Annotated in this window: 19 protein-coding genes; 7 read left to right on the forward strand and 12 right to left on the reverse strand. The window is 65.7% G+C overall.

Features of this window, described 5'->3' with window-relative positions:
- Positions 1 to 9: 9 nt before the first annotated feature.
- The 4 genes from AC1DKY_RS09275 to AC1DKY_RS09290 form a co-directional block, all read right to left on the reverse strand.
- Positions 10 to 681, reverse strand: coding sequence for a MarC family protein (locus AC1DKY_RS09275; protein ID WP_441602852.1), 672 nt, complete (start codon positions 679 to 681; stop codon positions 10 to 12).
- Positions 682 to 791: 110 nt separating this feature from the next.
- On the reverse strand, positions 792 to 1658 hold the full coding sequence (locus tag AC1DKY_RS09280; protein ID WP_441602853.1) for a ribonuclease H-like domain-containing protein: 867 nt from the start codon (positions 1656 to 1658) through the stop codon (positions 792 to 794).
- On the reverse strand, positions 1655 to 4075 hold the full coding sequence (locus AC1DKY_RS09285; RefSeq protein ID WP_441602854.1) for a DEAD/DEAH box helicase: 2421 nt from the start codon (positions 4073 to 4075) through the stop codon (positions 1655 to 1657). The genes AC1DKY_RS09280 and AC1DKY_RS09285 overlap by 4 nt, the downstream gene beginning before the upstream one ends.
- 75 nt (positions 4076 to 4150) lie before the next feature.
- Positions 4151 to 7717 carry an autotransporter domain-containing protein gene (locus AC1DKY_RS09290; RefSeq protein WP_441602855.1) on the reverse strand — a complete coding sequence of 1189 codons (3567 nt, stop codon included), beginning with the start codon at positions 7715 to 7717 and terminating at the stop codon, positions 4151 to 4153.
- A 238-nt stretch (positions 7718 to 7955) separates the two neighbouring features.
- Between AC1DKY_RS09290 and AC1DKY_RS09295 the strand changes: the two genes are divergently transcribed.
- The 5 genes from AC1DKY_RS09295 to AC1DKY_RS09315 all read left to right on the forward strand — a co-directional run bounded on the left by AC1DKY_RS09295 (position 7956) and on the right by AC1DKY_RS09315 (position 15527).
- A complete protein-coding gene (locus AC1DKY_RS09295) occupies positions 7956 to 8621 on the forward strand; it encodes a response regulator (protein ID WP_441602856.1) in 666 nt (221 codons plus the stop codon).
- A complete protein-coding gene (locus tag AC1DKY_RS09300) occupies positions 8618 to 10024 on the forward strand; it encodes an ATP-binding protein (RefSeq protein WP_441602857.1) in 1407 nt (468 codons plus the stop codon). The genes AC1DKY_RS09295 and AC1DKY_RS09300 overlap by 4 nt, the downstream gene beginning before the upstream one ends.
- A gap of 87 nt (positions 10025 to 10111) precedes the next feature.
- The gene (locus tag AC1DKY_RS09305) at positions 10112 to 11452 is read left to right on the forward strand and encodes a TolC family protein (RefSeq protein ID WP_441602858.1); all 1341 of its coding nucleotides are present in this window, start codon (positions 10112 to 10114) and stop codon (positions 11450 to 11452) included.
- Positions 11449 to 12495: an efflux RND transporter periplasmic adaptor subunit gene (locus AC1DKY_RS09310; protein WP_441602859.1), complete on the forward strand. Its 1047-nt coding sequence runs from the start codon at positions 11449 to 11451 to the stop codon at positions 12493 to 12495. Before AC1DKY_RS09305 ends, AC1DKY_RS09310 begins: the two co-directional genes overlap by 4 nt.
- Positions 12492 to 15527 carry an efflux RND transporter permease subunit gene (locus AC1DKY_RS09315; RefSeq protein ID WP_441602860.1) on the forward strand — a complete coding sequence of 1012 codons (3036 nt, stop codon included), beginning with the start codon at positions 12492 to 12494 and terminating at the stop codon, positions 15525 to 15527. The genes AC1DKY_RS09310 and AC1DKY_RS09315 overlap by 4 nt, the downstream gene beginning before the upstream one ends.
- 24 nt (positions 15528 to 15551) lie before the next feature.
- On the opposite strand, the gene AC1DKY_RS09320 is transcribed toward AC1DKY_RS09315, so the two are convergent.
- From AC1DKY_RS09320 to AC1DKY_RS09335, 4 genes are all read right to left on the reverse strand, one after another.
- On the reverse strand, positions 15552 to 17399 hold the full coding sequence (locus tag AC1DKY_RS09320; protein ID WP_441602861.1) for a tetratricopeptide repeat-containing diguanylate cyclase: 1848 nt from the start codon (positions 17397 to 17399) through the stop codon (positions 15552 to 15554).
- Entirely contained in the window at positions 17396 to 17692 is a 297-nt protein-coding gene (locus tag AC1DKY_RS09325) for a hypothetical protein (RefSeq protein ID WP_441602862.1), read from the reverse strand. The genes AC1DKY_RS09320 and AC1DKY_RS09325 overlap by 4 nt, the downstream gene beginning before the upstream one ends.
- A 489-nt stretch (positions 17693 to 18181) precedes the next feature.
- Positions 18182 to 18961 carry an alpha/beta fold hydrolase gene (locus AC1DKY_RS09330; protein WP_441602863.1) on the reverse strand — a complete coding sequence of 260 codons (780 nt, stop codon included), beginning with the start codon at positions 18959 to 18961 and terminating at the stop codon, positions 18182 to 18184.
- 721 nt (positions 18962 to 19682) lie between these two features.
- The gene (locus tag AC1DKY_RS09335) at positions 19683 to 21239 is read right to left on the reverse strand and encodes a S53 family peptidase (protein WP_441602864.1); all 1557 of its coding nucleotides are present in this window, start codon (positions 21237 to 21239) and stop codon (positions 19683 to 19685) included.
- Positions 21240 to 21426: 187 nt separating this feature from the next.
- Between AC1DKY_RS09335 and hemB the strand changes: the two genes are divergently transcribed.
- Positions 21427 to 22419, forward strand: a complete 993-nt coding sequence (hemB, locus tag AC1DKY_RS09340; protein WP_441602865.1) for a porphobilinogen synthase — start codon at positions 21427 to 21429, stop codon at positions 22417 to 22419.
- A 565-nt stretch (positions 22420 to 22984) separates the two neighbouring features.
- Here hemB and AC1DKY_RS09345 read toward each other — a convergent pair.
- The gene (locus AC1DKY_RS09345) at positions 22985 to 23314 is read right to left on the reverse strand and encodes a hypothetical protein (protein WP_441602866.1); all 330 of its coding nucleotides are present in this window, start codon (positions 23312 to 23314) and stop codon (positions 22985 to 22987) included.
- 69 nt (positions 23315 to 23383) lie between these two features.
- Here AC1DKY_RS09345 and soxR point away from each other — a divergent pair, with 69 nt between their 5' ends.
- Positions 23384 to 23854, forward strand: a complete 471-nt coding sequence (gene soxR / locus AC1DKY_RS09350; RefSeq protein ID WP_441602867.1) for a redox-sensitive transcriptional activator SoxR — start codon at positions 23384 to 23386, stop codon at positions 23852 to 23854.
- Here soxR and AC1DKY_RS09355 read toward each other — a convergent pair.
- From AC1DKY_RS09355 to AC1DKY_RS09365, 3 genes are read right to left on the reverse strand one after another with little or no spacing between them, the layout of a single operon-like run.
- Positions 23851 to 24231: a tautomerase family protein gene (locus AC1DKY_RS09355; RefSeq protein WP_441602868.1), complete on the reverse strand. Its 381-nt coding sequence runs from the start codon at positions 24229 to 24231 to the stop codon at positions 23851 to 23853. The genes soxR and AC1DKY_RS09355 overlap by 4 nt on opposite strands.
- A 21-nt stretch (positions 24232 to 24252) precedes the next feature.
- Positions 24253 to 24789: a DUF4865 family protein gene (locus AC1DKY_RS09360; RefSeq protein ID WP_441602920.1), complete on the reverse strand. Its 537-nt coding sequence runs from the start codon at positions 24787 to 24789 to the stop codon at positions 24253 to 24255.
- A gap of 5 nt (positions 24790 to 24794) precedes the next feature.
- Positions 24795 to 24944: a hypothetical protein gene (locus AC1DKY_RS09365; protein WP_441602869.1), complete on the reverse strand. Its 150-nt coding sequence runs from the start codon at positions 24942 to 24944 to the stop codon at positions 24795 to 24797.
- Positions 24945 to 25035: the final 91 nt, after the last annotated feature.

Below are 25035 nucleotides of genomic sequence, written 5' to 3' on the forward strand. Positions count from 1 at the left end.
TGCGCAACGCTAGCGCCACTTCACCGATGCCAGCAGGTCCGACAACCCCACCCACAACAGCTGCATGCCGATGCAGAAGGTGACCAGCGCAAACAGGCGCATCACGATCTTGGTGCCGCCGGAGCCCAGCCATCGCTCCAGCGTGTCGGCGAAGCGCATGCAGATGTAGATGCTGGCGCATAAGACCACCAGCGCAGCGGCGACGCCGAGGAAGTGGACGGCCGACAAGCCATCCTTCGGCGAGCTGGTACCAAGCGCGATGGCCACCGAGATGGAGCCCGGACCCACCATCAAGGGCAGGGTCAGCGGGTAGAAGGTCTTGGCGGCCAGCGATCCGCTGCGCGAGCCGGGGTTCACTTCCTGCGCCTTCTCGTTGGCGGCATCGTCATCGTCGGGCTTTTGCAGCAGGTTCCAGCCCGCCACCGCGATGATCATGCCGCCCGCCACGCGCAGCACCGGAATGGAAATGCCGAAGAAGGTGAGCACGTAGGCGCCCATCAGCAGCGACACCAGCAGGATGGCGAAGCTGTTGGTGGTGACGCGCCAGGCCAGTTCGGTGCGTTCGGCAGCCGTAGTGTTGGGCACCATGCTCAACACGATGAAGGCCGAGCCGATCGGGTTGATGATCGGGAACAGGCCCGTGATGAGCAGCAGGGCGGTCTGTGTGAAATCTCTCAGCATGCTCGCAGCTCCCCGGGGCAGGCTTGCGGTGGGATCACGATGTGTGGCGCACCGGGCCCGCTGGCAGCCCGCGGGGAAAACCTAGCATGTCGATCCGCCGACCGCGCCCCTCATGCCTGCGTGTTTGCCTCGTCGGGTGTCGCGAAGCGGTGAAGGATGCCGCCCAGGCTGCGCAGATCCTGGCTGTTGTGCCGCGCCACGCGATGCAGCGCCTGCGCCGAACCGCCGCGCAAATAGCCCAGCCACGCGGCCGGCGCTTCGGAGCCGGGCAGGTCGTCCTCGCGCACGACCTGCAGCAGTTGTCGCTCGGCGGTGGCCAGGCGGCAGTTCTCCCAGGCACCGCGCCAGCGGCGCCGCACGGGGTGGAGCAGGTCGATATGCGCCAATCCTTCGAGCGGACACGCACGGTGGTGCAGGCGAAAGCGCGTCTTGAGCAAGGGCGAGTCGTACGACTTGCCGTTGTAGCTCACCAGCACCGCATCCGGACGCAGCCACGACGCGAAGCAATCGAGCATGGCCGCTTCGCCGGCCAGCGTGGTGATCAGCAGCTGGCGTTCGCGAAAGCGGCCTTCATGCCAGTCGCCCACGCCGATCATGAAGGCGCGTGTGCCGGTGCCGCCGGCCAGTCCAGTGGTTTCCGTGTCGAACAGCACCAGTCGTTCCGCGGCGATCTCTTCGTCGACGCGCGCAAACGCGGCATGGAAGGCAGGCGGTTCGGGCGGCCACGCGCTGCTCGTTTCGCACAGCTGCAGGCCGGGTGCGATGGTCTGCCCGGGTAGCGACGAGGGTTCGATGCTTGCCTTGCGTCGTGGCGTGGCGGCCGCGCCTTGCGTGCGCTGGCGGATGCCGAGCAGCTGCGCGATGTTGTCCGGCAACGCGGGACGCGGCTTCGCCGGCACAGCCACGGCGGCGGGTGCGGGCGGCACCACGCCGGCCTGGCGACGCAGGCCGCGCAATTTATCGGCCAGCGCGCTCATAGGGCGACGATCAGGTCGAGCACACGCGTAGCGAGCGATTTCAGCGAACGCTCGTTCTGTTCGTCCGCGGCCAGCACCGGGCCAACGCAGGCAGGACAGCCGCCGCGGCAATCGCAACGACGCACCAGTTCGCGCGCGAGGCGCACCAGATCTTCGCGTCGCTCATACAACGGTGCGCTGAGTCCCACGCCACCAGGAAAGGCGTCGTAGAGATACAGCGTGGGCACGAAGGGGCCGCTCATCGATGGCTCGCCCTCGCCGAAGCCCGAGCGAAGCTGCGCGCGACCGTTGGCGTCCGGCGTGGCGAACCACGCACCGTCGCCGCTACCCACGGCCTTCTGCAGGTCGCGCGCTTCGGCCGTCACCGCCACCGTCGCCACGATATGCAAGGCATGCGCCGCCGCTAGGAAACCGTCGAGCGCCTCCTGGCGATGATCGAACGCCTGTTCCAGCGCGCGTTGCGGCAACTGCCACCACACGGCGGTGGTATGCAGTTCAAGGTCGGGCAGGTTCACCGGGCCGTAGCCGATATTTTCGTGGGTGTAATAGCGGATCTTCTTGTAGCCCGCCACGCGGCGCGCTACATGCACTTCGCCGTGATGCGCACTGCCATTGCCGGCCGGCGAGCCATCGAATGCCTCCAGCACTTTGAGCTTGGTGTAGTCGATGGCGTCGGTGTAGTAGTCCACGTTGGTACGCGTGACGAAGGCCTTGCGGCCGTTCCAGTCCAGCCGCTCCACCTGGTAGGGCACCGACTGGATCATATGGATGGCGCCCTCGTACAAGGTGAGCGAGGCCGCGCTGAAGTCCACCTCCGCCACGATGGTCTGGCGACCATCGGTACGATCCACCACCACGAAGTTGCCGTCGGCCACCGAACGCAAGGACACCGCGTTGGCGGGGTAACTATCGGCGATCCATTCGAAGCGCTCGCCTTCCTGATGCAGCACGCCTTCTTCGGCAAGCACCTGCAGCCATGGCGTGGCGTCCTGCGGGCCGAACAGCTCGCCGTCGCGGAAGGGCAGCTCGAAGGCGGCGCAGCGGATGTGATCGAGCAGGATCAGCGGCTGGTCGGCGGCGATGCGCGCATGTTCCGGCGTGGCGTCCTGGAAGAATTCCGGATGACGCACCAGATACTGGTCAAGCGGATCGCTGCTGGCGACAAGCACACCGAGCGAGGCCTGCTGGCGTCGACCCGCGCGACCGAAACGCTGCCAGGTGGCGGCGACGCTGCCGGGATAGCCGTTGAGCACCACCACGTCGAGCGCACCGATATCCACGCCCAGTTCCAGCGCTGAGGTGCTGACGATGCCATCCACCTGTCCCGCCCGCATCTCACGCTCCGCCGCGCGACGTTCGGTGGGCAGATAGCCGCCGCGATAAGCGCGAATGCGCGGCGCCTTGCGCGGATCGCTGTCGAACACGTCCTTCAAATACTTGGTGAGCACTTCCACCATCAGCCGCGACTGCGCGAACACCAGCGTCTTCAGTCCCGCCCGGATCGCTGTGCGCGCAATGCGGTTGGATTGCGAGCGCGCCGAGGCACGCAGGCCCAGATCCGCATTGACCACCGGCGGGTTCCACAGCAGCACATGTTTCTCGCCCACCGGAGCACCGCTTTCGGTAATCGCGGTGACTGGTTGTTCGATCAGCGCGCTCGCATGCTCCGCTGGATTGCCGATGGTCGCCGAGCACAGGATGAACTGCGGCGTCACCCCGTAGAAAGCACACACGCGCTGCAGGCGGCGCAGCACGTTGGCCACGTGCGAGCCGAATACGCCGCGATAGGTATGCACCTCATCGATCACGATGTAGCGCAGGTTCTCGAAGAACTGCGCCCACTTGGTGTGATGCGGCAGGATCGCCTGATGCAGCATGTCCGGATTGCTCACCACGATGTCGCCATGCAGGCGGATCGCCTGGCGCGCATCGCCCGGCGTGTCGCCGTCGAAGGTGAAGGCTTTGACGCCGAGGTCGCCGGCCTGGTTGAGTTCCAGCAGCTCCGCCACCTGATCCTGCGCCAGGGCCTTGGTGGGAAACAGGAACAACGCCTTGGCGCGCTGGCGGATCGCTGCGCTGATCACCGGCAAGGTGTAGCACAGCGATTTGCCCGAGGCGGTGGGCGTGGCAATCACTACATGCTCGCCCGCAGCGGTGGCATTCCATGCCTGGGCTTGATGCGCATAGAGCTGATGGATACCGCGTGCTCGCAGCGCCTGGGCAAGTGCTGGCGGCATGTCGCCGGGTAGCGGAGCGAATTGACCCTCCCGTCCCGGGAGGACGAACGAGCCGGTGATGCGGTCGCCGTAACGTTTGGCAAGCCGCCGGGCGAGCTGGTCGCCGCCGGAAACGGGTGCAGCCAGCGCACCGTCGCCGCGCACCGCGCGTTGGGCCATGGGGTTAGGCAAGGCGTTCATCGGTGCGCTCCATCGGGGGATGGCATTGCACCCGCAGGCCGTCTCAATCCCTGAGACGGCCCGGTGCGGCGTGGCTTAGAACATCCAGGTCAGGCTCATGCGGGCCGCCTGGTCGTTCGCCCGGCTGGCGAACTGGCCGTTGTAGCTGGCATCCACCGTGACGTTACGCGACAAGGCGAAGCTCAGCCCGCCGGTGAAGGCTGCCGCATTGCGAGCCACCGGCACGCCATCGACGGTGTAGGCCAGGTTGCCGTTGGCAAAGCGCAACGCGCTGCTGGTGGCAGTGTCACCCCAGGCGTGCTGCCAACCCAGGCTGAAGTGCGCACGCAGGCCGCCGCTGGCATCCAGCGCAAACGCGCTGCGCAGGCCGAGCGTGGCATAGGTGGACGAATCGGTCTGCGCATTCGCGTCCAGCGCCGCGGCGCCATCGCCTTCGCTGGCGGCATCCGTGTGCAGACGCACATAGGCCACATTGAGGAAGGGCGAGAACGTCGCGGCCGGCGTGCCGAACGCGTAGCTCGCGTCGATATAGGCCTGCCCGGTGTTGCCGTCGTACTCGCTGTTGTAGCGTTCGTTGAAGGTGTCGAAGGCCACCGAGCGATGGCTGTCCACCGTCTGCCAGCTATACGCCACCGCGCCCTGCAACTGGAAGGCGTCGGCATGCAAACCGCCGTATACACCCAGGTGCGTGCCGGTGGTGTGCGACGACGAACCCAAGGCATCGACATTCGCGCTGTTCTGGCCAAAACCCGCAACCGCACCGATGCGTGCCTGCGAACCCAGCAACATGTCCGCACCGACCAGCAGGCCGCTGCCGTTCGCTTGCAGGCGCGAGGCATTGCCGTCGCCATCGTGATTGCCCCAATGGCCCCAACCGGCGGTCCAGGCGGATACGCCGTTGTCGTTGGTGGCACTGGTTCCGGTGGCGCTGTTGTTGAGGCCAAGCAGGTGATCGTTGATCGCGTCGCGCACGTAGCGGCTATCGTCCATCAATGCGGTGCGTGTGCTGGCGTAGATCTCGCCGGAGAGCTGGTCATACGCATGGCGCGCCGTTGCTGCGTCAGCCATCACCACGGCGTTGTACAGGGCGCTATTCCAGCCCAGCGCTTCGACCGCCGTGGCCGTGGCGCGTTCGTTCGGCGTCTGTGCGACACCGGCGAAGCTTACGTCGTTGCGCTCCAGCGACAGCGTCACGCTGTTGGCGCCATAGGCCAGCGTGGGCGTGAGGAAGGCGAGATTGCTGCTGGCCGAAGCAAACTGCCCAGTGATGCCCTGCGTGGCGGTGAGGATGGTGTAGTCGGTGCGCGGAGCCCAGTTGCCCGTCGTACCCAGCACCACCGTGCTGCCGGCGATGCTGGCCTTGCCGTTGACGGTGAGCAGGTCGGCCTGGCCGGTGGGCGCCGCATCGATCACCAGCGCGCCGTTGGCAGCCTGCGTGTAATTGCCGTTGATGGTGAGGGTGCCGATCGAGCCACCCGGCTGCAGCATGCCGTTGTTGGTGACATTGCCCACGATGGTGCCGTGACCGCGCAGGGTACCGCCCGCGGCCACCTGCACATTGCCGCCCAGCGTCGCAGACGCATTGCTCGCATCGCCAACTTCCAGCGTGCCGGCCTGCACCGTGGTGGTGCCGGCAAAACTGTTCTTGCCGTCGAGCACCAGCATGCCGCTGCCGCTCTTGGTGAACGAGCCCGTGCCGCTCAGCACGCCGTTGTAGATGCCGTCGCTGGCCTGGTCGAACACCAGCGCCGCGTTGTTGGTGATATTGCCCTGCAGGCTGGCGGTACTGCCCAGCAGCGTGCCGCCACTGATGGTGGTGCCGCCGCTGTAGCTGTTCGCGCCGGTGAGGGTGAGCGTGCCGCTGCCGGTCTTGTTAATGCCGAAGCTGCCACCAATGACGCCCGACTGCGTGGCCGCATCGCTTCCATCCACATCGAGCGTCGTTGCACCTTGCAGGCTGATCGCATTGGCGAGGTTGATGCCGTTGCGATAGACCAGCGTCGGCGCCGCGGCCACCAGCGTGCCGGTGCCGATCGCGCTGCTGTTGCCCAGCACCAGGGTGCCGCCGCTGACCGTGGTGTTGCCGCTGTACGTACTGGCGCCGTTGAGCGTGGTGGTGCCGGCGCCGATCATCACGCTGGCAAAGTTCGCGATGGAACCGGCATAGCTGAAGCTGTTGCCGGCGCCGGGCGCAATGGTCAGCGTGCTGCTGCCGGTGCCGCCATTGATATTGCCGTTGATCACTGCCGAGCCGCCCAGGATCTGCAGGCTGCTGTTGCCGCTGCCCAGATCCACCGCCAGGTTGCTGCTGTCGGCCGTGATGGTGCCGTAGTTGATCACGGTGGCGTTGTTGCCGCCGGTGTAAACCGCCGCTGCCGTGCCGCCGCCTTCCAGCGTGCCGCCGGCAAGGTTGGTGATGGTGACGGTGAAGGCGTTGGCAGCGCCGGTCACGGCGATGGCGGAGTCGCTCTGGCCGCGGATCAGTCCGCTATTGGTGACGCTGGTATTCCCATAGATGCCCTGGGTGGGAATCGACGCGTCGGTGGTCGGGTCCTTGTCCAGGCCGGCCAGGGTGATGCCGCGGCCCGTGCCGGTGTTGACGGTGCCGTCGCCATTGGTCGCCGAGTTGTCGCCTTCGATGGTGCCGGAGTTGACGATGGTGCCGCCGCCCACGGTCACGCCTTCGCTGGTGTCGTTGTACGCATGCAGCGACTTGATCGTGCCGGTGTTGGTGATGTTGACCAGGCCATCCACGTCGACACCGTCGCCGTCGCCATTCACGCCGTTGCCGGTGATCGTGCCGTGGTTGACCACGGTCACCACTTCGTTGGCGTTGAAGCCGTCGATATTGATGCCCGAGCCGTTGTCGCCCTGGATGGTGCCGCCGAGGTTGTTGGTCACCGACAAGGTGTACGCGCCGCTGGTGGTCACATCCGTGTTGCCGCCGGTAATGCCGTGGCGCGCGCCTTCGATGGTGCCGGTGCCGGCCACGCTGGCCGAACCGGTGGTGGCATTGACGATGGTGATGCCGCTATTGCTCTGCGCATCGATGCCATCGCTGCCGTCGGTGCTGCCCGCTGCGTTGGTCGATTTGATCAGGCCGTCGTTGTAGACAAAGCCGTTGACGCCGGGACGCACGGCGTCCGCTTCGTACGCGTCGATTTCACCGCTGGCGTAGTTGTACAGCTTATTGCTACCGGTGGTGATCGCATTGAAGTCGATCGCCTGGGCGCCACCGAGTGACGCATTGGACGAAACCAACTTGCCGTAGTTGTAGAACACGACGCTGCTGCTCGCCTTGTTCATCTGGATGACGTCGTTGTCCGCCGTCTGCATCAACGCGCCCACACCGTTGGTGACGGTGAGCGTGAGGTTGCCGGTGTTGTCGCGGATGGCGCGGCCGGTGGTCGTATCGATCAGGCTGCCGTTGTTGGTGATCGTGCTGCTGCCGGTCACGGTGACGGCGACCGCCGTGCTGCCGCCGATCGACAGCGTGCCGGTGGCGTCGATGGTGCCCGTCTGGCCCGCGGCGAGGGTCTGTGCGGTGTTGGAGGTTTGTCCGGCGGTGATCTCGAACGTGGCGGCGTGGGCGGTATCGACCAGCGCGAGCAGGATTCCGGCGACGAGCAGCTTCTTCTTCATGGGGCCCCCTGTGGCGTAAGCCCGCAAGTGTTGCGATGGCATTGCGTAAGACCCATGACAGCTTGGCTACGCCGTCCGGCCCTTTCCTTAGCGTTGTCTTAGAGAGCCTTCGCGGCCAGCCGCAGGCGTCTGACCTGGCAGAGAAAAAATCAAGCGGGACAGTCGCTTAAGTGTTTCCTAAGGCGCATGACCGATAATCCCGGCGTACATCGCCAGCAGGGCGAAGGAGCGTCAGGTCGTGCACATTCTTCTGGTCGAGGACGACGCGCAGCTGGGAGCGGCGATCCAGCGCGCCCTGGAACGGCTGAGCTATACGGTGTCGTGGCTGCGCGACGGCCGTTCGGCGCTCAACGCCATGCGCGATCGCACCGCCGACCTGGTCTTGCTTGATCTGGGCCTGCCCGGTCGCGACGGTATCGAAGTGCTGGTGGAGGCGCGCCGCGCCCATGTGGATACGCCCGTCCTGGTGATGACGGCGCGCGACGGGCTCACCGCGCGCGTCGATGGTCTGGATGCCGGCGCCGACGACTACCTCACCAAACCCTTCCATGTGGAAGAACTGGCTGCACGCATCCGCTCGCTCACCCGCCGCATGCGCGGCCTGTCGGTGAACCGTATCGAAGTGGGTGCGCTGAGCCTGGACGTGGGCACTTCAGAGGTGACCTTTCGCGGCGAGGCGGTCGACCTCACCCGCCGCGAATTCGCGCTGCTGCAGGCGCTGATGGAAAGCGCCGGCCGCCTGGTGCGGCGCGAGAGCCTGGAGAATTCCCTGTACGGACTGGATCACGTGGTGGGCAACAACGCACTCGAAGTACTGGTGCATTCGCTGCGCCGCAAGCTGAGCTTCGAGACGGTGCGCAACGTGCGTGGTTTCGGTTACATGATTCCGCAGGATCCCAAGTGAGCCGCGGCAGTTTGCGCGGACGTCTGCTCTGGTTGGTCCTCGGCGTTCTCGCGGTGGTGCTGGTGCCCTTGGCGATCTACAGCCTGCGTCGCACCACCAATGAAGTGAACGAGCTTTCCGATGGGCGCCTGGCGCAATCGGCGCGCACGCTGCAGACCTTGATCAGCGAGATCGGGCTGCCTGCCCTGCAACGCCGCAACGCCGAAGCAGGCGTGGTGGTGCCGATCACGGCGCGCTCCACCCAGGAGCTGGTGCTGCATGGCCACACCTATGAGTCCGAAGTCGGCTTCCAGGTGTTTGACCGCGACCATCGCCCGCTCCTGGTGACCGGCAATCTCACTGCCTTGCCGCCGCCCGACACCGCCAAGCCCGGTTTCAGGAATCTGCGCTACGGCAATTATCGATGGCGCCTGTTCACCCTGCCGCCGACCGCCGATGGCGTGGTCGTGCGTGCGGCCGAGCGCTATGACAGCCGTGCCGACATCCGCACTGCGCTGTGGATCGAGCATGGCCTGCCGCCGCTGATCGCGCTCCCCGTGCTGGCCTTGCTGGTGGGCTGGGCCGTGCGGCGCGGGTTGCGTCCGCTGGATGCGCTCGCGGAAAAACTGGCCGCGCGCAAACCGGGCAGTCGCGACACGCTCGACGTCGCCGACGCGCCGCGCGAACTTGAGCCGGTGCTCGCTGCACTCAACAGCCAGTTCACCCAGCTCGAGGAGGCGCTGGAGCGCGAGCGCCGCTTCAGTGCCGACGTGGCGCACGAACTGCGCACGCCGCTGGCCTCCACCATGATCAACCTGGAGAACGCCGAGGCCAGCCGCGATACGCGCGAAGCCGACGTGGCCCTGGCCGGCGCGCGCGAAAGTCTCGCTGCGCTGGCGCGCCGGGTGGAACAGCTGCTGTCGCTGGCGCGCCTGGAGGCGAGCTCGCGCGCCGAGCAGAACAGCGATATCGACCTGCTGGCGGTCGCGCGCAATGTCATCGAGGAACTCTCATCGCTGATCGGCGACTCCGATGTGGAACTGGACGTGGCCCTGGCCGATGGCACGCTGATCGTGCACGGCCACGAAGTGGCGCTGGCCGCGCTGCTGCGCAATTTGCTGGAAAACGCGCTGCGCCATGTGCCGCTGGGCGGCCAGGTGCGGCTCAGCATCCAGCGCGAGCAGGACCAGGCCGTGATCGACGTGATCGACAATGGCGAGGGTATTCCCCCGGAACGCCGCGCGGCCGTTTTCACCCGCTTTCACCGCGAGGCCGGCAGTCAGGGCGAGGGCTACGGGCTGGGACTTTCCATCGTGCAGCGGGCGGCGCAATTGCACGATGCGTCGATCCAGCTGCTCGATTCGCCCTATGGCCGCGGCCTGCGCGTCTGCGTCCGCCTGCCGCTGGGCGACTGCCGCGCCTGAGTCCGCGAGATCCTGGCGGCGCTTACAAAGTGAACGCTAAGCCAGTTTCGCTAGGGTATGGACTCCCTACTCATGCCTGGATTGTTGGTGTCTTCTCTGTCTGCCAAGCATCGCAGCTTCGCGGCCATCGCCTTGGCCATGTGCCTGGCGGGCTGCGCCACCAGCCAGCCCAAGCCGCTGCCGGAACAGGCCGCTTCCGCGTCATCGCTGTCGCAGCTGCAAGGTTATGACGCCGCCGCGCTGCCGCTGGACATGGCCGCGGTCGAGCGCCTGGTGCTGCTCAATAATCCCGACCTCAAGACCCAGCGCGCCCGGCACCAGGCGGCGCAGGCGCAGCGGCTGCAGGATGGCGTGCTGCCCAATCCCACCGTCGGCGGCAGCATCGGCTATCTGCTGTCGGGTCCGGGTGACGCGACGGCCTGGACGGCCTCGATCAGCCAGGACATCGCCTCGCTGATCACCCTGCGTCCCCGCCGCGAGGCGGCGAAAGCCAGCGCCGATGAAGTCGACGCCGGCCTGCTGTGGGAGCAATGGCAGACCGTGGGCAAGGCGCGCCTGCTGGTGATCGATCTGGTCGAAGGCCAGCGGCAGATCGCGCTGCAGACGCAGGCACTGCAGGCCCAGGCGGAGCGCGAATCGCGTATCGCCAAAGCCGTCCGCGATGGCAACCTCGAGCGCGTGGCGGTGGCTTCCGATCTCGCCGCTGCCGCCGAGGCACGCAGCGCACTGAGCGACATGCAGCGCCGCCAGCTCGACCAGCAACAGCAGCTCCATGCGCTATTGGGTCTGCAGCCGGGCGTCGTGCTGCCGCTGGCGACAAACTTGCCATCCGCCCAGGTGGACCCCGCGGCGATCCGCACGCAGTTCGACAGCGTGAGTCGTCGCCGGCCGGACCTCGTTGCTCTGCAGCTGGGCTATCAGGCCCAGGAAGCGAACTTGCGCGCCGCCGTGCTGGCGCAGTTTCCGCCGCTGGCGATCGGCTACGACGCCTCGCAGGACAATAGCCGGGTGCGCAATGGCGGCCCCGCGGTGAACTTCACGCTGCCGATCTTCGATCACAACCAGCACAACGTGGCGATGGCCCGCGCCACCCGCGACCAGCTGCACCAGGAATACACCACGCGCCTGGCGACTTCGCACGACGACGTCGAAGCGCTGCTGGCGCAATACGCACAGCTCGATGCGCAGCATCAGGCGCTTACTCCCGCTACCGACGACGCCGTGCACGCTGCCTCTGAGGCCGGCCAGGCGGCGCAAGCCGGCTTGATCGACCTGCGCAACGTCACCGATCTGCGCGTGGCCGCCCTCAACCGGCAATTGGCGCAACTGGCGACCGAGCAGGCCATGCTCGAACAGCAGGCTGCACTGGAATTGCTGGTCGGTCGCGGCATGCCGACTTCTCTCGAACAGGATGTGATGGCCCCATGAGTTACCGACAGCCATGGATCGCTGCGGCGCTGGCCGCGTTTGTTTTGGCCGCCTGCTCCAGCAGCGAAGCACCGGACGAAACGGCCGTGAGCGCCGCGGTCACCACCGTGCCGCTGAAGCAGGGCAGCGTGGCCGATACCGTGACCGCCTACGGCAGCGCCGGTCCGGCCGCCGATGCCGCGCAAGTGATCAGCGTGCAGGCCGCGGGTCGCGTGACGCGCTGGAACGTCACGGCGGGTGAGTCGGTGAAGCGTGGACAGTCCCTGCTTGCCTTCGCACTGGCGCCCTCGTCGGTGGCGGCCTATCAACAGGCGCTGACGGCGCAGAAGTTGGCCCAGGCGCAGCGTGCCCATACCGCGCAGCTGCTGTCGCAGCAACTCGCCACCCGCGATCAGCTCGAGCAGGCCGAAAAGGCCTTGCAGGATGCGCAGTCCAATCTCGATGCACTGGTGCAGCAACAAGGCCGCAGCGCCACCATGGATGTCACCGCGCCGTTCGATGGCACGGTGGTGACGGTCGACGCACCGCAGGGCGACAACCTGCAGGCGGGTGCCGCCTTGCTCACGCTGCAGCGTGGTGACGGCATGGTCGTCACGGTCGGCGTCGAGCGCGATGCGATGACGCGCGTGCAGGTCGGCGCGAAGGCGGATCTTGCGCCCATCGATGGCGGTGCCGCCATGCACGGCACGGTGCGCCGCGTGGCCCATGCGTTGGATGCGCACACGCATCAACTCAATGTGGAGATCGTGCCCGATGGCGCACTGGTCAGCGGTGAGGGCTTCCGCGCCGACATCATCGTGGGTCAACGGCAAGGCTGGCTGTTGCCGCGTGATGCGGTGCTGGGCGACGACGCGGATCGCCATGTCTTCCAGGTGGCGAACCACAAGGCGGTGAGCGTGCCGGTCAAGGTGCTGGGCGAGACGGACAGCATCACCGTCGCCAGCGGCGCACTCGACGCCAAGCTGCCGCTGGTTACTGAAGGCGCGACGCAGCTGGACGACGGCATGGCCGTGCGCCTGCCGACGGAACAGGCCAAGCCATGAGCTTGCCGACACTCTTGGCGCGGCACGCGCGTGCCATCGTCATCGTGGCTTTCGCACTCGCGCTGGCGGGTCTGGCCAGTTCGCTCACGCTGCCGGTGGGGCTGTTCCCGCAAGTGTCGTTTCCGCGCGTGGTGATCGATCTCGACGCCGGCGACCGGCCGGCGGACCAGACCGCGCTGCTGCTGACGCGGCCGGTGGAAGAGGCGATCCGCACGGTGCCGGGTGTGGCCGGTCTTCGATCGGAAACCACGCGCGGTTCGGCACAGATCTCGGTCGACTTCGGCTGGGGACGCGACATGATCGCCTCCACTCTGCAGGTGGATTCGGCCATTGCACGCGTGCTGCCGAGTTTGCCCGCGGGCGCCAGCTACAACGTGCGCCGCATGGATCCCACGGTGTTTCCCATCATCTCCTATGCGCTGCAGTCGGACAGCATGTCGCCGGTTGCGCTGCGTGATCTCGCGCAATACCAGATCGTGCCGTTGCTGGCGTCGGTCGAGGGTCTCGCGCGCGTCGACGTGCAAGGCGGCGAAACCGCCGAAGTGCAGGTGGAGGCCGACCCGCGCAAGCTCGCGCAATACGGTCTGAGCCTGGACGACCTGGCCACCGCCGTGAGCGGCGCCAACCAGCTGGAGGCCGTCGGTCGGCTGCAGGATCGCAATCAGCTTTATCTCGTCGTCGCCGATCACTCGCTGCAACACATCGAAGCGATCCGCAAGATCATCGTGAAAAACGATGCGCACGGCTGGGTGCGATTGTCGGATGTCGCCACGGTGCGCGATGGCTACGTGCCGCAATGGATCAAGGTGAGCGAGGACGGCAAGCCTGCCGTGCTGTTCAACGTGTTCGAGCAGCCGGACGGCAATGCGGTGCAGATCGCCAGCGAAGTACGCGCGCGGCTGGCCTCGTATCGACTGCCCAAGGGCGTGACGCTCAAGCCGTGGTACGACCAGAGCGAGCTGGTGGTGGAGTCCGCCCATAGCGTGCGCGATGCGGTGTTGATCGGCCTGCTGCTCGCCGCGGTGGTGCTCTTGGTATTCCTGCGCAATCTGCGGGTGACCCTGATCGCGATGCTGGTGGTGCCGGTGACGCTGGCCGTCACGGTGTTGCTGCTGCAAGTGTTCGGCATGAGCTTCAACATCATGACGCTCGGCGGCATCGCGGCTGCCGTCGGCCTGGTGATCGACGATGTGATTGTGATGGTGGAACACGTCGCGCGACGAGCGGGCACGCTGGATGGCGGTGGCGAAGCCGTCGTTTTGCCAGCGGCGCGAGAGTTCCTCGCACCACTGACTGGATCAAGCCTCGCCACGCTGATCGTGTTCGTACCGCTGGGTCTGCTCAGCGGCGTCACCGGCGCCTTCTCCAAGGCGCTCTCGATTACCATGGCCAGTGCGCTGGCCGTCTCGTGGCTGGTGACCGCGTTCGTGGTGCCGCCGCTGTTGCGGCGCTGGATCGACTTTCGACACTGGCATGATCCGGGGCTCGATCACGAAAGCTGGCTGTCGCGTTCGCATGCGCGCCTGTACGACGCGTTCGCGCGCCGCCCGGCGTGGCTGCTTGCGTTCGTCGTGCCGCTGCTGGTGATCGGCGGCGTGGCTTACACGCACGTGACCACGGGTTTCATGCCTTCGGTGGACGAAAGCGGCTTCGTGATGGATTACTACACCAAGCCCGGCACCTCCTTGCCCGAAACGGCGCGGCAGGTCGCGCAGATCGAAGCCATCCTGCATGCGATGCCCGAAGTGGACACGTTCTCCCGCCGTCTCGGCACCGGGCTGGGCGGCGATCTGGGGCAGTCGTATCACGGCGACTTTTTCGTGCGGCTGAAACCCGATCACGCGCGTGCCACCGAGGACGTGATGAGCGACGTGCGCGAACACGTGGAGCACGAGGTGCCCGGTGTGGAGGTGGAGCTCGCACAGCTGATGGAAGATCTCATCGGCGATCTCACCGCCGTGCCGCAGCCGATCGAGATCAAGCTGTATTCGGCCGATCCGGACACGCTGGTGCCGCAGGCGCGACGCGTGGCCAAGGCGCTGGCCGATATCCCCGGCGTGGTGGAGATCAAGGATGGCCTGCAACTGGCCGGCGATGCCTTGAACGTGCGGATCGATCCCGACCGCGCCACGCTCGAGGGCATGACGGTGGCGGCGGTGACGCAGGCGATCAACAACGCGCTGACCGGCGTGGTGGCCACGCAGTTGCCGCAGGCCACCAAGAGCGTGGGCGTGCGCATCCGCATGCCGGACTCGATGCAGTGGCGGCTGCCGCAGCTGCTCGCCTTGCCGGTACGCGCACCCGACGGACATGTCTTTCCATTGAGCCGCGTCGCCAGTATCGCGACTGAAAACGGGCAACCGCAGATTTCCCGCGAAAACCTGCAGCAGATGACGGCGGTGACGGCGCGCATCGACGGCCGCGGCATGGGCGCTGCCGTGGCCGACGTCAAGAAACTGCTCGCGCAGCCGGGCATGCTCGATGCCGATACGCGCTACGAACTGGGCGGCCTCTACCAGCAGCAACAGATCGCCTTCCTCGGCCTGGGCAAGGTGTTTCTGATGGCGCTGGTGGCGGAATTCGTGCTGCTGCTGTTTCTCTACGGCCGTGCCGGGCTGGCCCTGGTGGTGATGGGTTGCTCGTTGTTCTCGGCCACGGCGGTGTTCATCGCGCTATGGCTGTGCGGCGTGGACCTCAACATCACCGCGATGATGGGCATGACGATGATCATCGGCATGGGCACGGAGATGGCGATCTTCTACGTGTCCGAGTACGTCACGCTGTCGCGCGAGCTGCCGCCGCTGCAGGCTTTGCGCCTGGCCAGCCGCGATCGCCTGCGACCGATCACCATGACCACGCTCGCCGCGATTCTCACGCTGTTGCCGCTCGCGCTGGCCTGGGGGCAGGGTGCTGGCATCCAGCAACCGCTCGCCATCGCGATCATTGCGGGGCTCGCCTTGCAATATCCGTTGGTGCTGCTGGTGATGCCGACCCTGATCGGCGTGGTGGCAGGACATGCACGAAGGCGATGAGCGGCCACCAGCGCCGGCTGGTGCCTAGCTCGGAAGACCGGCGATGCCTTCGATCGGATGATCGTGGGGCGGCTCCGCCGCCGGCACGGTCGTGGGCACGATGCCCTCGGCATGCTCGCCGTAGATGACGCGGTTGCGGCCTTCGCGCTTGGCCTGGTACAGCGCGTTGTCGGCATCGATCATCAGCTGGCGCAATTCGTAGCCGCTGCGATCGGTAGACGCCACGCCAAAACTCGAGGTGATCACCACGTTGCGGGTCTCGCCCCACAGCGGGGTGGCGGCAATCGCCTGGCGGATGCGCTCGGCGCGTTCGCGCGCCTGCGACGCGCTGCAGTCAGGCAGGTACAACGCAAACTCTTCGCCGCCGAGGCGCCCGAAGATGTCGCGGCGATGCAGATGGTGCTGGCAGGCAGCGACGGCGCGCTTGAGCACCAGGTCGCCGATGACGTGGCCGTGCGTATCGTTCACTTCCTTGAAGTGATCCAGGTCCAGCAGGATCAGACACGAGGTGCGGGTGGCCTTGGCCGCCGCGCGCAACGCCAGTTCGGTCTCGTCGATGAAGTGCTGGCGGCTGTGGATGCCGGTGAGGCTGTCGCGTGTCGCCAGACGCTTGAAGCGCATCTGCGAGCGCTTGATGCGCAGCAGCCATAGCGCGATCGAGGCCACCACGGTGAGCAGCAGGGCGATATACAGCCGGCTGGTCTCCATGTCCTTGTGGTCGAGCTTGCGCTGCAGTTGCAGGATCTCGTTCTGCTTGTTGAGCGAATCGACCTGCACCTTGTTGGCCAGCAATTGCTGCCTGACCGTCTGATAGGCGATGGCGCGGGCGCTCACGTCGGTGAGATAGCCCTTGTCCGCATCCATGTACAACTTGTGGAGGTCGAGCGCGGCACGCGTGTTGCCTTCGCGTTCCTCGACCTGGTACAGCACCTGGTAGGCCGGCCCCAGTGAATCGGAGTATTTGTCCTTGATGGCTTCGGCAACGGCTTCGCCCGCGTATTTGCGCGCCGCCGTGGCGTCGCCCAGCTGCCAGTAAGCCTGCGCCAGCGTCACGTTGACCGCGTTCATCAGCACGCGATAGTGGTACGAGACGAATTCGTCGTAATGCGCCTGCAGCAGGGCGATGGCGTCCTTGGGGCGCCCCTGGTCGATCGCGTACTTGGCCTGGTCGTTGCGCAGCGAGTTGGCATACAAGGCCTGGTTGGCCTTGATGCACGTATCGATGCCGCGATCGTATTCGGGATCGGTGCCGCGCACCTTGCCTGCGCGGAACAGCACGCGCAGCTTGAACGCCATGCCCTGGCACGCGCGGTCGCGCAATTGGGGGTCATCCAGGATGCGCTGCGCGTAGCTGGACGCCAGGTCGAACTGCCCCGCCGCGGCAAGGAACTGCGCGCCTTCACCGAGTGCCTGGTAGCGGGCCTCCGGATCTTTCGCCGCCGGCATCAGATCCATCAGTACGCTCAGTTGGGTGAACGCTTCCTCGTAGTGCCGACTGAAGCCGAGGATGTTCACCAGCGTGGCCAGCGCGCGAACCTGCAGCGTGGTCTCGCCCGAGTGCGTGACGATGTCGTGCAGCGCCGGCCCGGCGACGTCGTAGCGACCTTCGAACGCCAGTTGCCAGGCATCGAGATAGCGCAAATGCCATTGCTGGTCGGAGGAAAGCTCGCTCGCGCGCTGGTCCAGTTCACCGAGCAGGCGCAGGAACTGGGCGTGGTCGGCGGTTTTGATCTTGTCGGCCTGCGCCAGCATCTGCACCGGATCTTGCGCAGGCGCAGCTGCGGCCGCGACGGCCGCACCTGCGTGCCAACCTGACAGCAGCACTGCCAGGATGATCGCCCGCCCGAAGTGGCCGGCGCGGAACATCGTCATGCTTTCTTGCTGGGCTTGGACGGGGGTGCGTCGCTCTCGCTCTCTTCGCCTTCCTCGCCTTCCTGCTCTTCTTCCTCTTCCTCGTCGGGGCGACGCGGCACGGTCTGGAAGCAGCACAGCGGTACGACCTTCAGCAGCGCATGAAGCTCTTCCACGTTGCGAGCCAGGATGGCTTCACCGGCGGTAGCCTCGATCTTTGCATCGGCCAGCGCCAGTGCGATTTCGTCCTTGGCGCCCTGAAATAAACGCGCGTCGCTGCCAAGCCTTTCCAGAAACTCGATCACGTTGGACATGCGGTTTTCCCCCCTAGCGGTTGATACGACGGCCACAACTTCCTTGCGCCTTGCGCGTGAACGGCGACGCTGCGCTTTTCCCAGGCGGAAGGAGCGGCAACGAGGTCTCGCTTGTTTTCCCCGATATCCCCACGCGACTGGCCGATTCGACTTTGCCCCTGGCTCGGCGCGATTTGTGATGATAGCGCTGTTTTTTGCTGGAAATGTGCAAGGTGAAGACGACGCCGGACCTGCGCCGGCTCGGCGTCGAGACAGACCGGGCCGCCGCGGATCGCATGTCGACTTAGATGCGGTGCGCGCCGGCGATGGCAGCGGTATCCGCCAGCGTGAGATCGGCCATGGACTTGGATCGATTCGATAGCATGCTTCGTTGGGCTTGGACATTCGGGCAGCAGTCGCTGCCCACGCAAACGAAGCTGGCGGCCTGAAGGCGAGCTTGGGCGACGTGCTCCAGCACCGAGGTGACCGGCAGGTTAGCGTCCGATTGTGTCATTGCGCGTACGAAGAGGTCCCCACGAAGGACATCACTTCGGCCAGGAAGGCGTCCGTATGTTCGCCATGCAGGCGATGCCCACTGCCGAACTGGCGGGTGACGGCGTGCGGAATCTGTGCGGCCAGCAGGGGCAGTCGCGCGCTGACCAGGCCGTCGTCATGGCTGGCCAGCAACAGGCACGGGGCGCGCACGCCGCCCAGGCGTGCCCACCATGCCGGCATCGGCGTGCGCAGTTCCGGCAGCACGGTACGGGCGGAGCGCACGTCGAATTGACGCAACAGCATCAGGCGCAGCAGTTTTCCTCCACCCAGCAGATGCAGGGAGCGCACCCAGGCGGGGCCGGGCCGGGCGGCTGCCAGGGCGGCGGCGTCCGCCATGTCGCGGGGTGGTACCGGGGCGGCTTCAATGATCAGGCGACGGATGCGCTCGGGCTGGCGAGTGGCCAGTTTCAGGGCCAGATGCCCGCCCAGCGAATGGCCGATAAGGTTGATGGCGCCCAGCCCGAGCGCATCGAGCAGGGCGCTCAAGTCCTCTTCGAAATCCATCAGCGAATAGGTGGGCGTCCACTGGCTGCGCCCGTGCCCGCGCAGGTCCGGGGCGATTACCCGGAAGCCCTGTCGCGCCAACGCTTCGGCGATGTACTCCCAGCTGCCGGACTGGCTCGCAAACGCGTGGATGAGTACCACTGGTTCGCCGCCCTCGTCACCGCACGAGCGATAGGCCAGCCGATGGCCGCGCAGCGGGAGGAAGCGATGCATCGACAGGCGGCTATCCAAGACATCCGGGCTCCACGGCGCGATGGTGGCAATGTCGCATGGCGACCGGCGATGCGGTAGCAGGAAAGTCGTTACTGGCTCGCTTCATATTGAGCTGGCTATGATCGGTCGGTCGACGGGGTGTCGGCAGCACAACATCGGTCAGGCCATGGAGAGGAATAGGGCGATGAAACAGCGAACGATTTTTGCGATGGGCTTGTGGGCTGGCGTTTTAATCGCGCCGGCATGGGCGCAGCAGGACACGCCGGCTCAGTCGGAGGCGCCCTACCATGAGCCCCTGAGCGCGGCGGCAAAGACACAAGCGCCTTCGGCGCCGACACTGGCAGCTCGCGCGTCGTTGCCAACCTTTGCAGTGCAGCCCACCGCGGCCCAGCGCGTCTCGCAGAACGCGATGACGTTTGCGGCCCTCACTGCTGTCTCGCTGGCAGCCCAAAAGCGGGGCAGCTTCCCGCCCCCTGCATCTGCGCCATCGCAGCCTTATCGCCCCGCTATGTCCGTGCCTGAGCCGGCAACCACCGAACGACTTTGCCCGCCCCTGGGTTCGCAGAACATGCCGGCGGCCTGCAACACCGACGCGATCGTGACGATGGAGCACCGCGGGCCCGGCGTAGCCGTCAAGCCCTGAGCACTTCAGTCGCTTGATCGGGACGCCGGTGACACTTCCAGCGAGTGCACTGGCGCGTTGCGCAACGTCGTGACTGCCGAGGTGTGATCACTGGCTTTACGTCGTGGGCGAGGTTCCGCTGCCCGTCTTCAGTTTGGCCAGTGCATCGAGCAGGGTCTGTCCCTTGGGCGTGCCCAGGCCCGTGCATGCATCCCACCCTTTGGCTGCCTTGAACTTGCCGTTGCTGCCCTGGGTGATGTCATGGAACGCGGCAAGTCCGATGCTGTAGAACGCCTCATGCGGATCGCCGATGTTCTGCCCCAGCTGCTGGTTGAAGCGCGCGATGAGGGCCGCCCACAGCGGCGCGACTGCGCTGGTGCCGCCGATCACCTCGTTCTGTCCGTCCACGCGCACCTGATAACCGGTATTGGGATCGGCGTCGCCCGCGACGTCCGGCGTGCCGCGCCCGACGAAGCCATTGGCGGCCTTGGGGACTTTCATCGCCTTCTGCCAGGCCGGCAGCGCAAAGCTCGCGCTGACGCCGCCACCGGTGGCGCCTTCGTTGGTGGCCAGTTCGTTCCACACGGTCTCGCTGGTGATCGCCGTGCCGCTGGCCACCAGCTTGGTGCCGCCGCAGGCGAGCGCATAAGGGCTGGAGGCAGGAAAGTCGACATGCGGCTTGCCATCGCTCTCGCCATCGGTAAAGCCGCTGTCGCCACAGGCGACGGTGACGGTAACGCCAAGCGCCGCGGCATCCTGCAGTGCGCTCTCCATGGCGTTGAGCGATGAGGCGGACCAGCTGTCTTCCGGGCCGCCCCAGCTGATCGAAATCACCGACGGCTGATGGGTGGCGTCGTGCGCGGCCTGCGAGATGGCTTCGTAGAATCCCTGGTCGGTATTGGGCGCAAAGTACACGTCGATGTTCGCGCCGGGCGCGAGCGCGCCAATCACTTCCACATCGAGCATGACCTCGCCGTCCGCATCGCCACCGGGCTGGCTGCTGCCGCCCTGCACGGATACCACGTTGACGGTGGGCGGCTTGATGCCCAGCGACTGCATGCATTGGGTGAAGTCGCTCTGCGTAAAACCGCCACCGAGTTCGATCACCGCCACGCTCTGGCCCGTGCCGTCGAGCTTCGCGGGAAACTGATACAGCGTGCCCAGTGCCACCGGCGTATAGGTTTGTGCGGGCTTGGCAGCGGGGCGACGGAAGTGCGGGCGCGCGATGGGTCGCTTGTCGAAGCCGAGCACCGCAATGACGCGGGACGAAATATCGCCGGGCAGCGACGGCGGCAGATGGCACCCCATCATCTCCGGGCCGCCATCGGGCATCTGATAACGCCCCAGTTGCACGCCGAACGCCTGTTGCAGCGCCTGCGGCGTGCCGCGCAGATGCATCACGCGACGATGCAGCTCGCAACTGGTTTCGGTGAGTCCGTGACCGCGTGCGAAATTGCGAATCGACTCGGCATCCGCCGGATCGGCGCCCCACTGCGCACCGAAATCCTCGCGCGGCACGGCGGCCTGGTGCGGCCACGCAGCGGGCGTCGGATGGTCGCCGCGGCGTCGCATCACCACCGTGATATCGATGGGATCCGTACCTTCATGCGGTCCCAGGTAACGGGCTTCATTGGCGAGCGGCCAGTGATGCTGCTGGACGGCGGGCGTACTCATGGTCTGACTCCTGCGGGGCGGCGGGCAGAGAGACTGCACTCTCAAATGTTGCAGCAGGGTGTTTGCGCGGCGGCGCGTTCATGCAGGGTGCGGTTTTGTCGTCTCATCGACCGCGTCAACCTGCCTTTCCCGGCGAACCCTCCAACAGGCGCTAAAATGGGCCGATGTCCTGCCCGAGAGTTCACCCATGAGCTATCCCGCTGTCCGCATGCGTCGCATGCGTCGCGATGCCTTCTCGCGTGCGCTGATGCGCGAGAACACCTTGCTGCCCACCGACCTGATCATGGTCGCCTTCATCATCGAAGGCGAAGGGCAGCGCGAACCGGTGCCGTCCATGCCGGGCGTGGAGCGATTGTCCATCGACGAACTGCTCAAGCTCGCCGGCGAGTGCGTGCGCCTGGGGATCCCGGCGCTGGCGCTGTTCCCGTCGCCCGGTGCCGCGGTGAAAACCGAAGATGCACGCGAAGCATGGAACCCGGACAGCCTGATGCAGCGCGCCACGCGTGCGCTCAAGGCCCAGTATCCGGAGCTCGGCCTGATCGGCGACGTGGCGCTCGATCCATACACCACGCACGGACAGGACGGCCTGATCGATGAGGACGGCTACGTGATGAACGAGCCCACCATCGAAGCGCTGATCAAGATGTCGCTGGCGCAGGCCGGGGCCGGCATGGATTTCGTGGCGCCCTCGGACATGATGGATGGCCGCATTGGTGCGATTCGCGATGCGCTGGAGGATGCCGGCCACATCCATACGCGCATCCTCGCCTATTCCGCCAAATACGCTTCGGCGTTCTACGGCCCGTTCCGCGACGCCGTGGGTTCGGCCGCCAATCTCGGCAAGGGCAACAAGCACACCTACCAGATGGATGTGGGCAACAGCGACGAAGCACTGCGCGAGATCGAGCTTGATATCCACGAGGGCGCGGATGCGGTGATGGTGAAGCCGGGCATGCCTTACCTCGACGTGTTGCGTCGGGTGAAGGATGCGTTTGGCATGCCGACGTTTGTGTATCAGGTGAGCGGTGAGTACGCGATGTTGAAGGCGGCTGCGCAGAATGGGTGGCTCGACGAGAAGGCTGTTGTGTTGGAGTCGTTGACGGCGTTCAAGAGGGCGGGGGCGGATGCGATCCTGACTTATTTTGCGGTGGATGCGGCGAGGTGGTTGAGGGGGGAGTGAGGGTTCTCGCTCGTTGTCCCGGCGCGCGCATTCACTAGCTCGTCATCCCGGCGCAGGCGGAGATCCAGAGCCTCGGTTTCTGGTTGTCGCGTTACCGCAAGGGTGCCGCCTACGCGGCGGGCGTTTCGATCGGCTGCCGCCGCTCGAGTCACTTTTCTTTTGCTGGCCCAAAAGAAAAGTAACCCAAAGAAAATGGCCTGATAACGCCCGCAGCATCGTGTTGGGATAAGCCCGAACGCTCGAGGCTCGCTGTCATGGAACAACCTCCGAGGGTACACAGCGGGTACTTCAAAGCGCTGCGCAACGCGCCCGAATCGCTGAGGACTCAAAGCGGGGCCTCGCTTCGCATCGGCTTTAGTCCCGTACATTGCGAACTGAGTACCGCGCCTGGCGCTTGTCTGTGGGAGCGCACCCTGTGCGCGACAAACCTACGGAGCGATCCACCGCACTTCTCCCTCTCCCCTCCGGGGAGAGGGTCGGGTGCTCGCGGGGGCATATCTATTCTTCGTTTCAATGCCGGCGATGTGAGTGCAAGAGATAGCAAGCGCCTCACTACGTCCACCCATCACACATGCCGATACGTCCCCAGATCCGCCTGCACCCCCAACTGCTGCATGAAAGCTGCGGGATCAAACCGCTCCTGCGCATAACGCGCCTGCATCACCGCTTTGGCGGCGGCGAAGTGGGATTCGTGGCTCCATTCCACCAGGGTCATCACATTGAACTCGCCGGCCAGGTCGGGTTGGGTGAGTACCAGGTTCTGGCGGCAGCCGGGGAGTTTGTCGAGCAGGCGCTGGGTGAGGTGCAGGCGTTCCATGAAGGCCGCTAGGGCTTTGGCGGGGACGTTGAAGCGGTCGATGCGGTAGATGGATCGACGGGCGGTCGGTGGGCTCATGGGTATGCCTCGCAATGAAGTGCGTGGCACTCTAGGACCTCAAGCTAACTTGAGGTCAAGAGGTGTCGCATGAGTGAGGGTGCGAAGCACGGGCTGCCGACCACGCTGGGCGTGGGGGAGGTTGCGCGTCGCAGTGGTGTAGCGGTCTCCACGTTGCACTTCTACGAGACGAAGGGACTGATCCGCAGCGAACGCTCGGTAGGCAATCAGCGGCGGTATGCGCGTGCGGTATTGCGGCGCGTGTCGTTCATTCGTGTCGCGCAGCGCGTGGGCATCTCCCTGGCCGATATTGCTGCTGCGCTGGCTGCGCTGCCGGCCGGCGAGGCGCCCAGCCGACGCGACTGGGCGCGCTTGTCCGCCCAATGGCGCGCGGAACTGGACGAGCGCATGGCGCAGCTGAGGAAACTGCGCGACACGCTCGACGACTGCATAGGCTGCGGCTGCCTGTCGATCGACCGCTGCCGCCTGCGCAATCCCGGCGATCGACTGGCCAGCGAAGGCGCCGGGCCACGGCGGCTGCTCGTCAAGCAACGAACTTAGGCGTATGGCGCCTCGCCGTTGCCGAACGACCAGTTCTCCTTGGCCGTTTCCAGCAGGTTGATGAAGACATCCTGCGGTCGCAGTCCGGGTTCCTTGCTGAGGAGCTCCGCGGTGTACTTGTAGAACGCCTTTTTCTGCTCGACGGTGCGCGTGTTGTTGCAGGCGATCTGGATGATCACCAGGTCGTCGGTGCGCGCAATGCCGAGATAATTGGAGTCGTAGTCGAATTCGTCGGCGTCGTGCTGGTGCACCACGATGAAGCGGTCGTTCTGCGGCACGTTGAAGGATTCGATCATCGCGCGATAAATGCTGTTGCGAATGGCGGCGATGTGTTCTTTGGATTTGCCGCGGCGAAGCGAGACGCGTACGAGAGGCATGGGGGAATCTCCGGTGAAGGATCAGGGTTGTGATACGTGGCCAACGTCGTAGCGTTGGCCAGAGGTGTGGGCAGGAAGGCTCTCATCCCACAGGCGAAAGCTCACTCGCGTCCACGTGGTGGGCTCGAAGGCGCTGACGGCGGCGACGGCGCCGCGCTCGATATCACGCTGCAGCACGCTGCGTTGTTCCTCGCGCAGTGACTCGAGCGCGGCATAAGGCGCGATCGGCTGGATGTCGCGTGTAGCAAAGCGCGCATGCTCGGCCTCCGGCGAGAGATACACATCCCACACCGGCCACACGCGAATGGATGGCCAGCCGAAAGCCTTGGTGAGATTGGCGAAGCCCTCGCTGCCGAGAAAGCGTTGCATTGCCGCGCTGTCGCGCCACACGTAAAACGGCGCGTAGAGATTTTCATCCGACGACGGACCGCGCTCCGCGTGCAGATACGCCTTCAGCATCAGCCCCTCGAAGTGATCGAGCAGGTGCCCCTTGTCCGCGATGCGCTGCCGGACGATCGCCATGTCGTAGTCGGCGGGCAGGGTGAAGCTGTATTGCATCGCGATCACGAGTGAGCCTCCTCGTCTTTCAATTCGCGCAGTACCGCCGTGGCTGCAGGCCAGGCGGCATAGCAAGCCAGATGTGCCGTGAGCGTCCCGAGTTCGCCCGCCACATCGCCGAAGCTGCTTTGCCCGTGGCCGGAACGAATGCCCATGAACGACTCCTCGTGCGCTTGACGAAGCGAAGCCTAGGGCGGAGAGTACCGTCCTGAAAAGCGGAAAATATTGAATCAATAGTCCATAAAA

The organism is Dyella sp. 01N448, assembly GCF_056399225.1.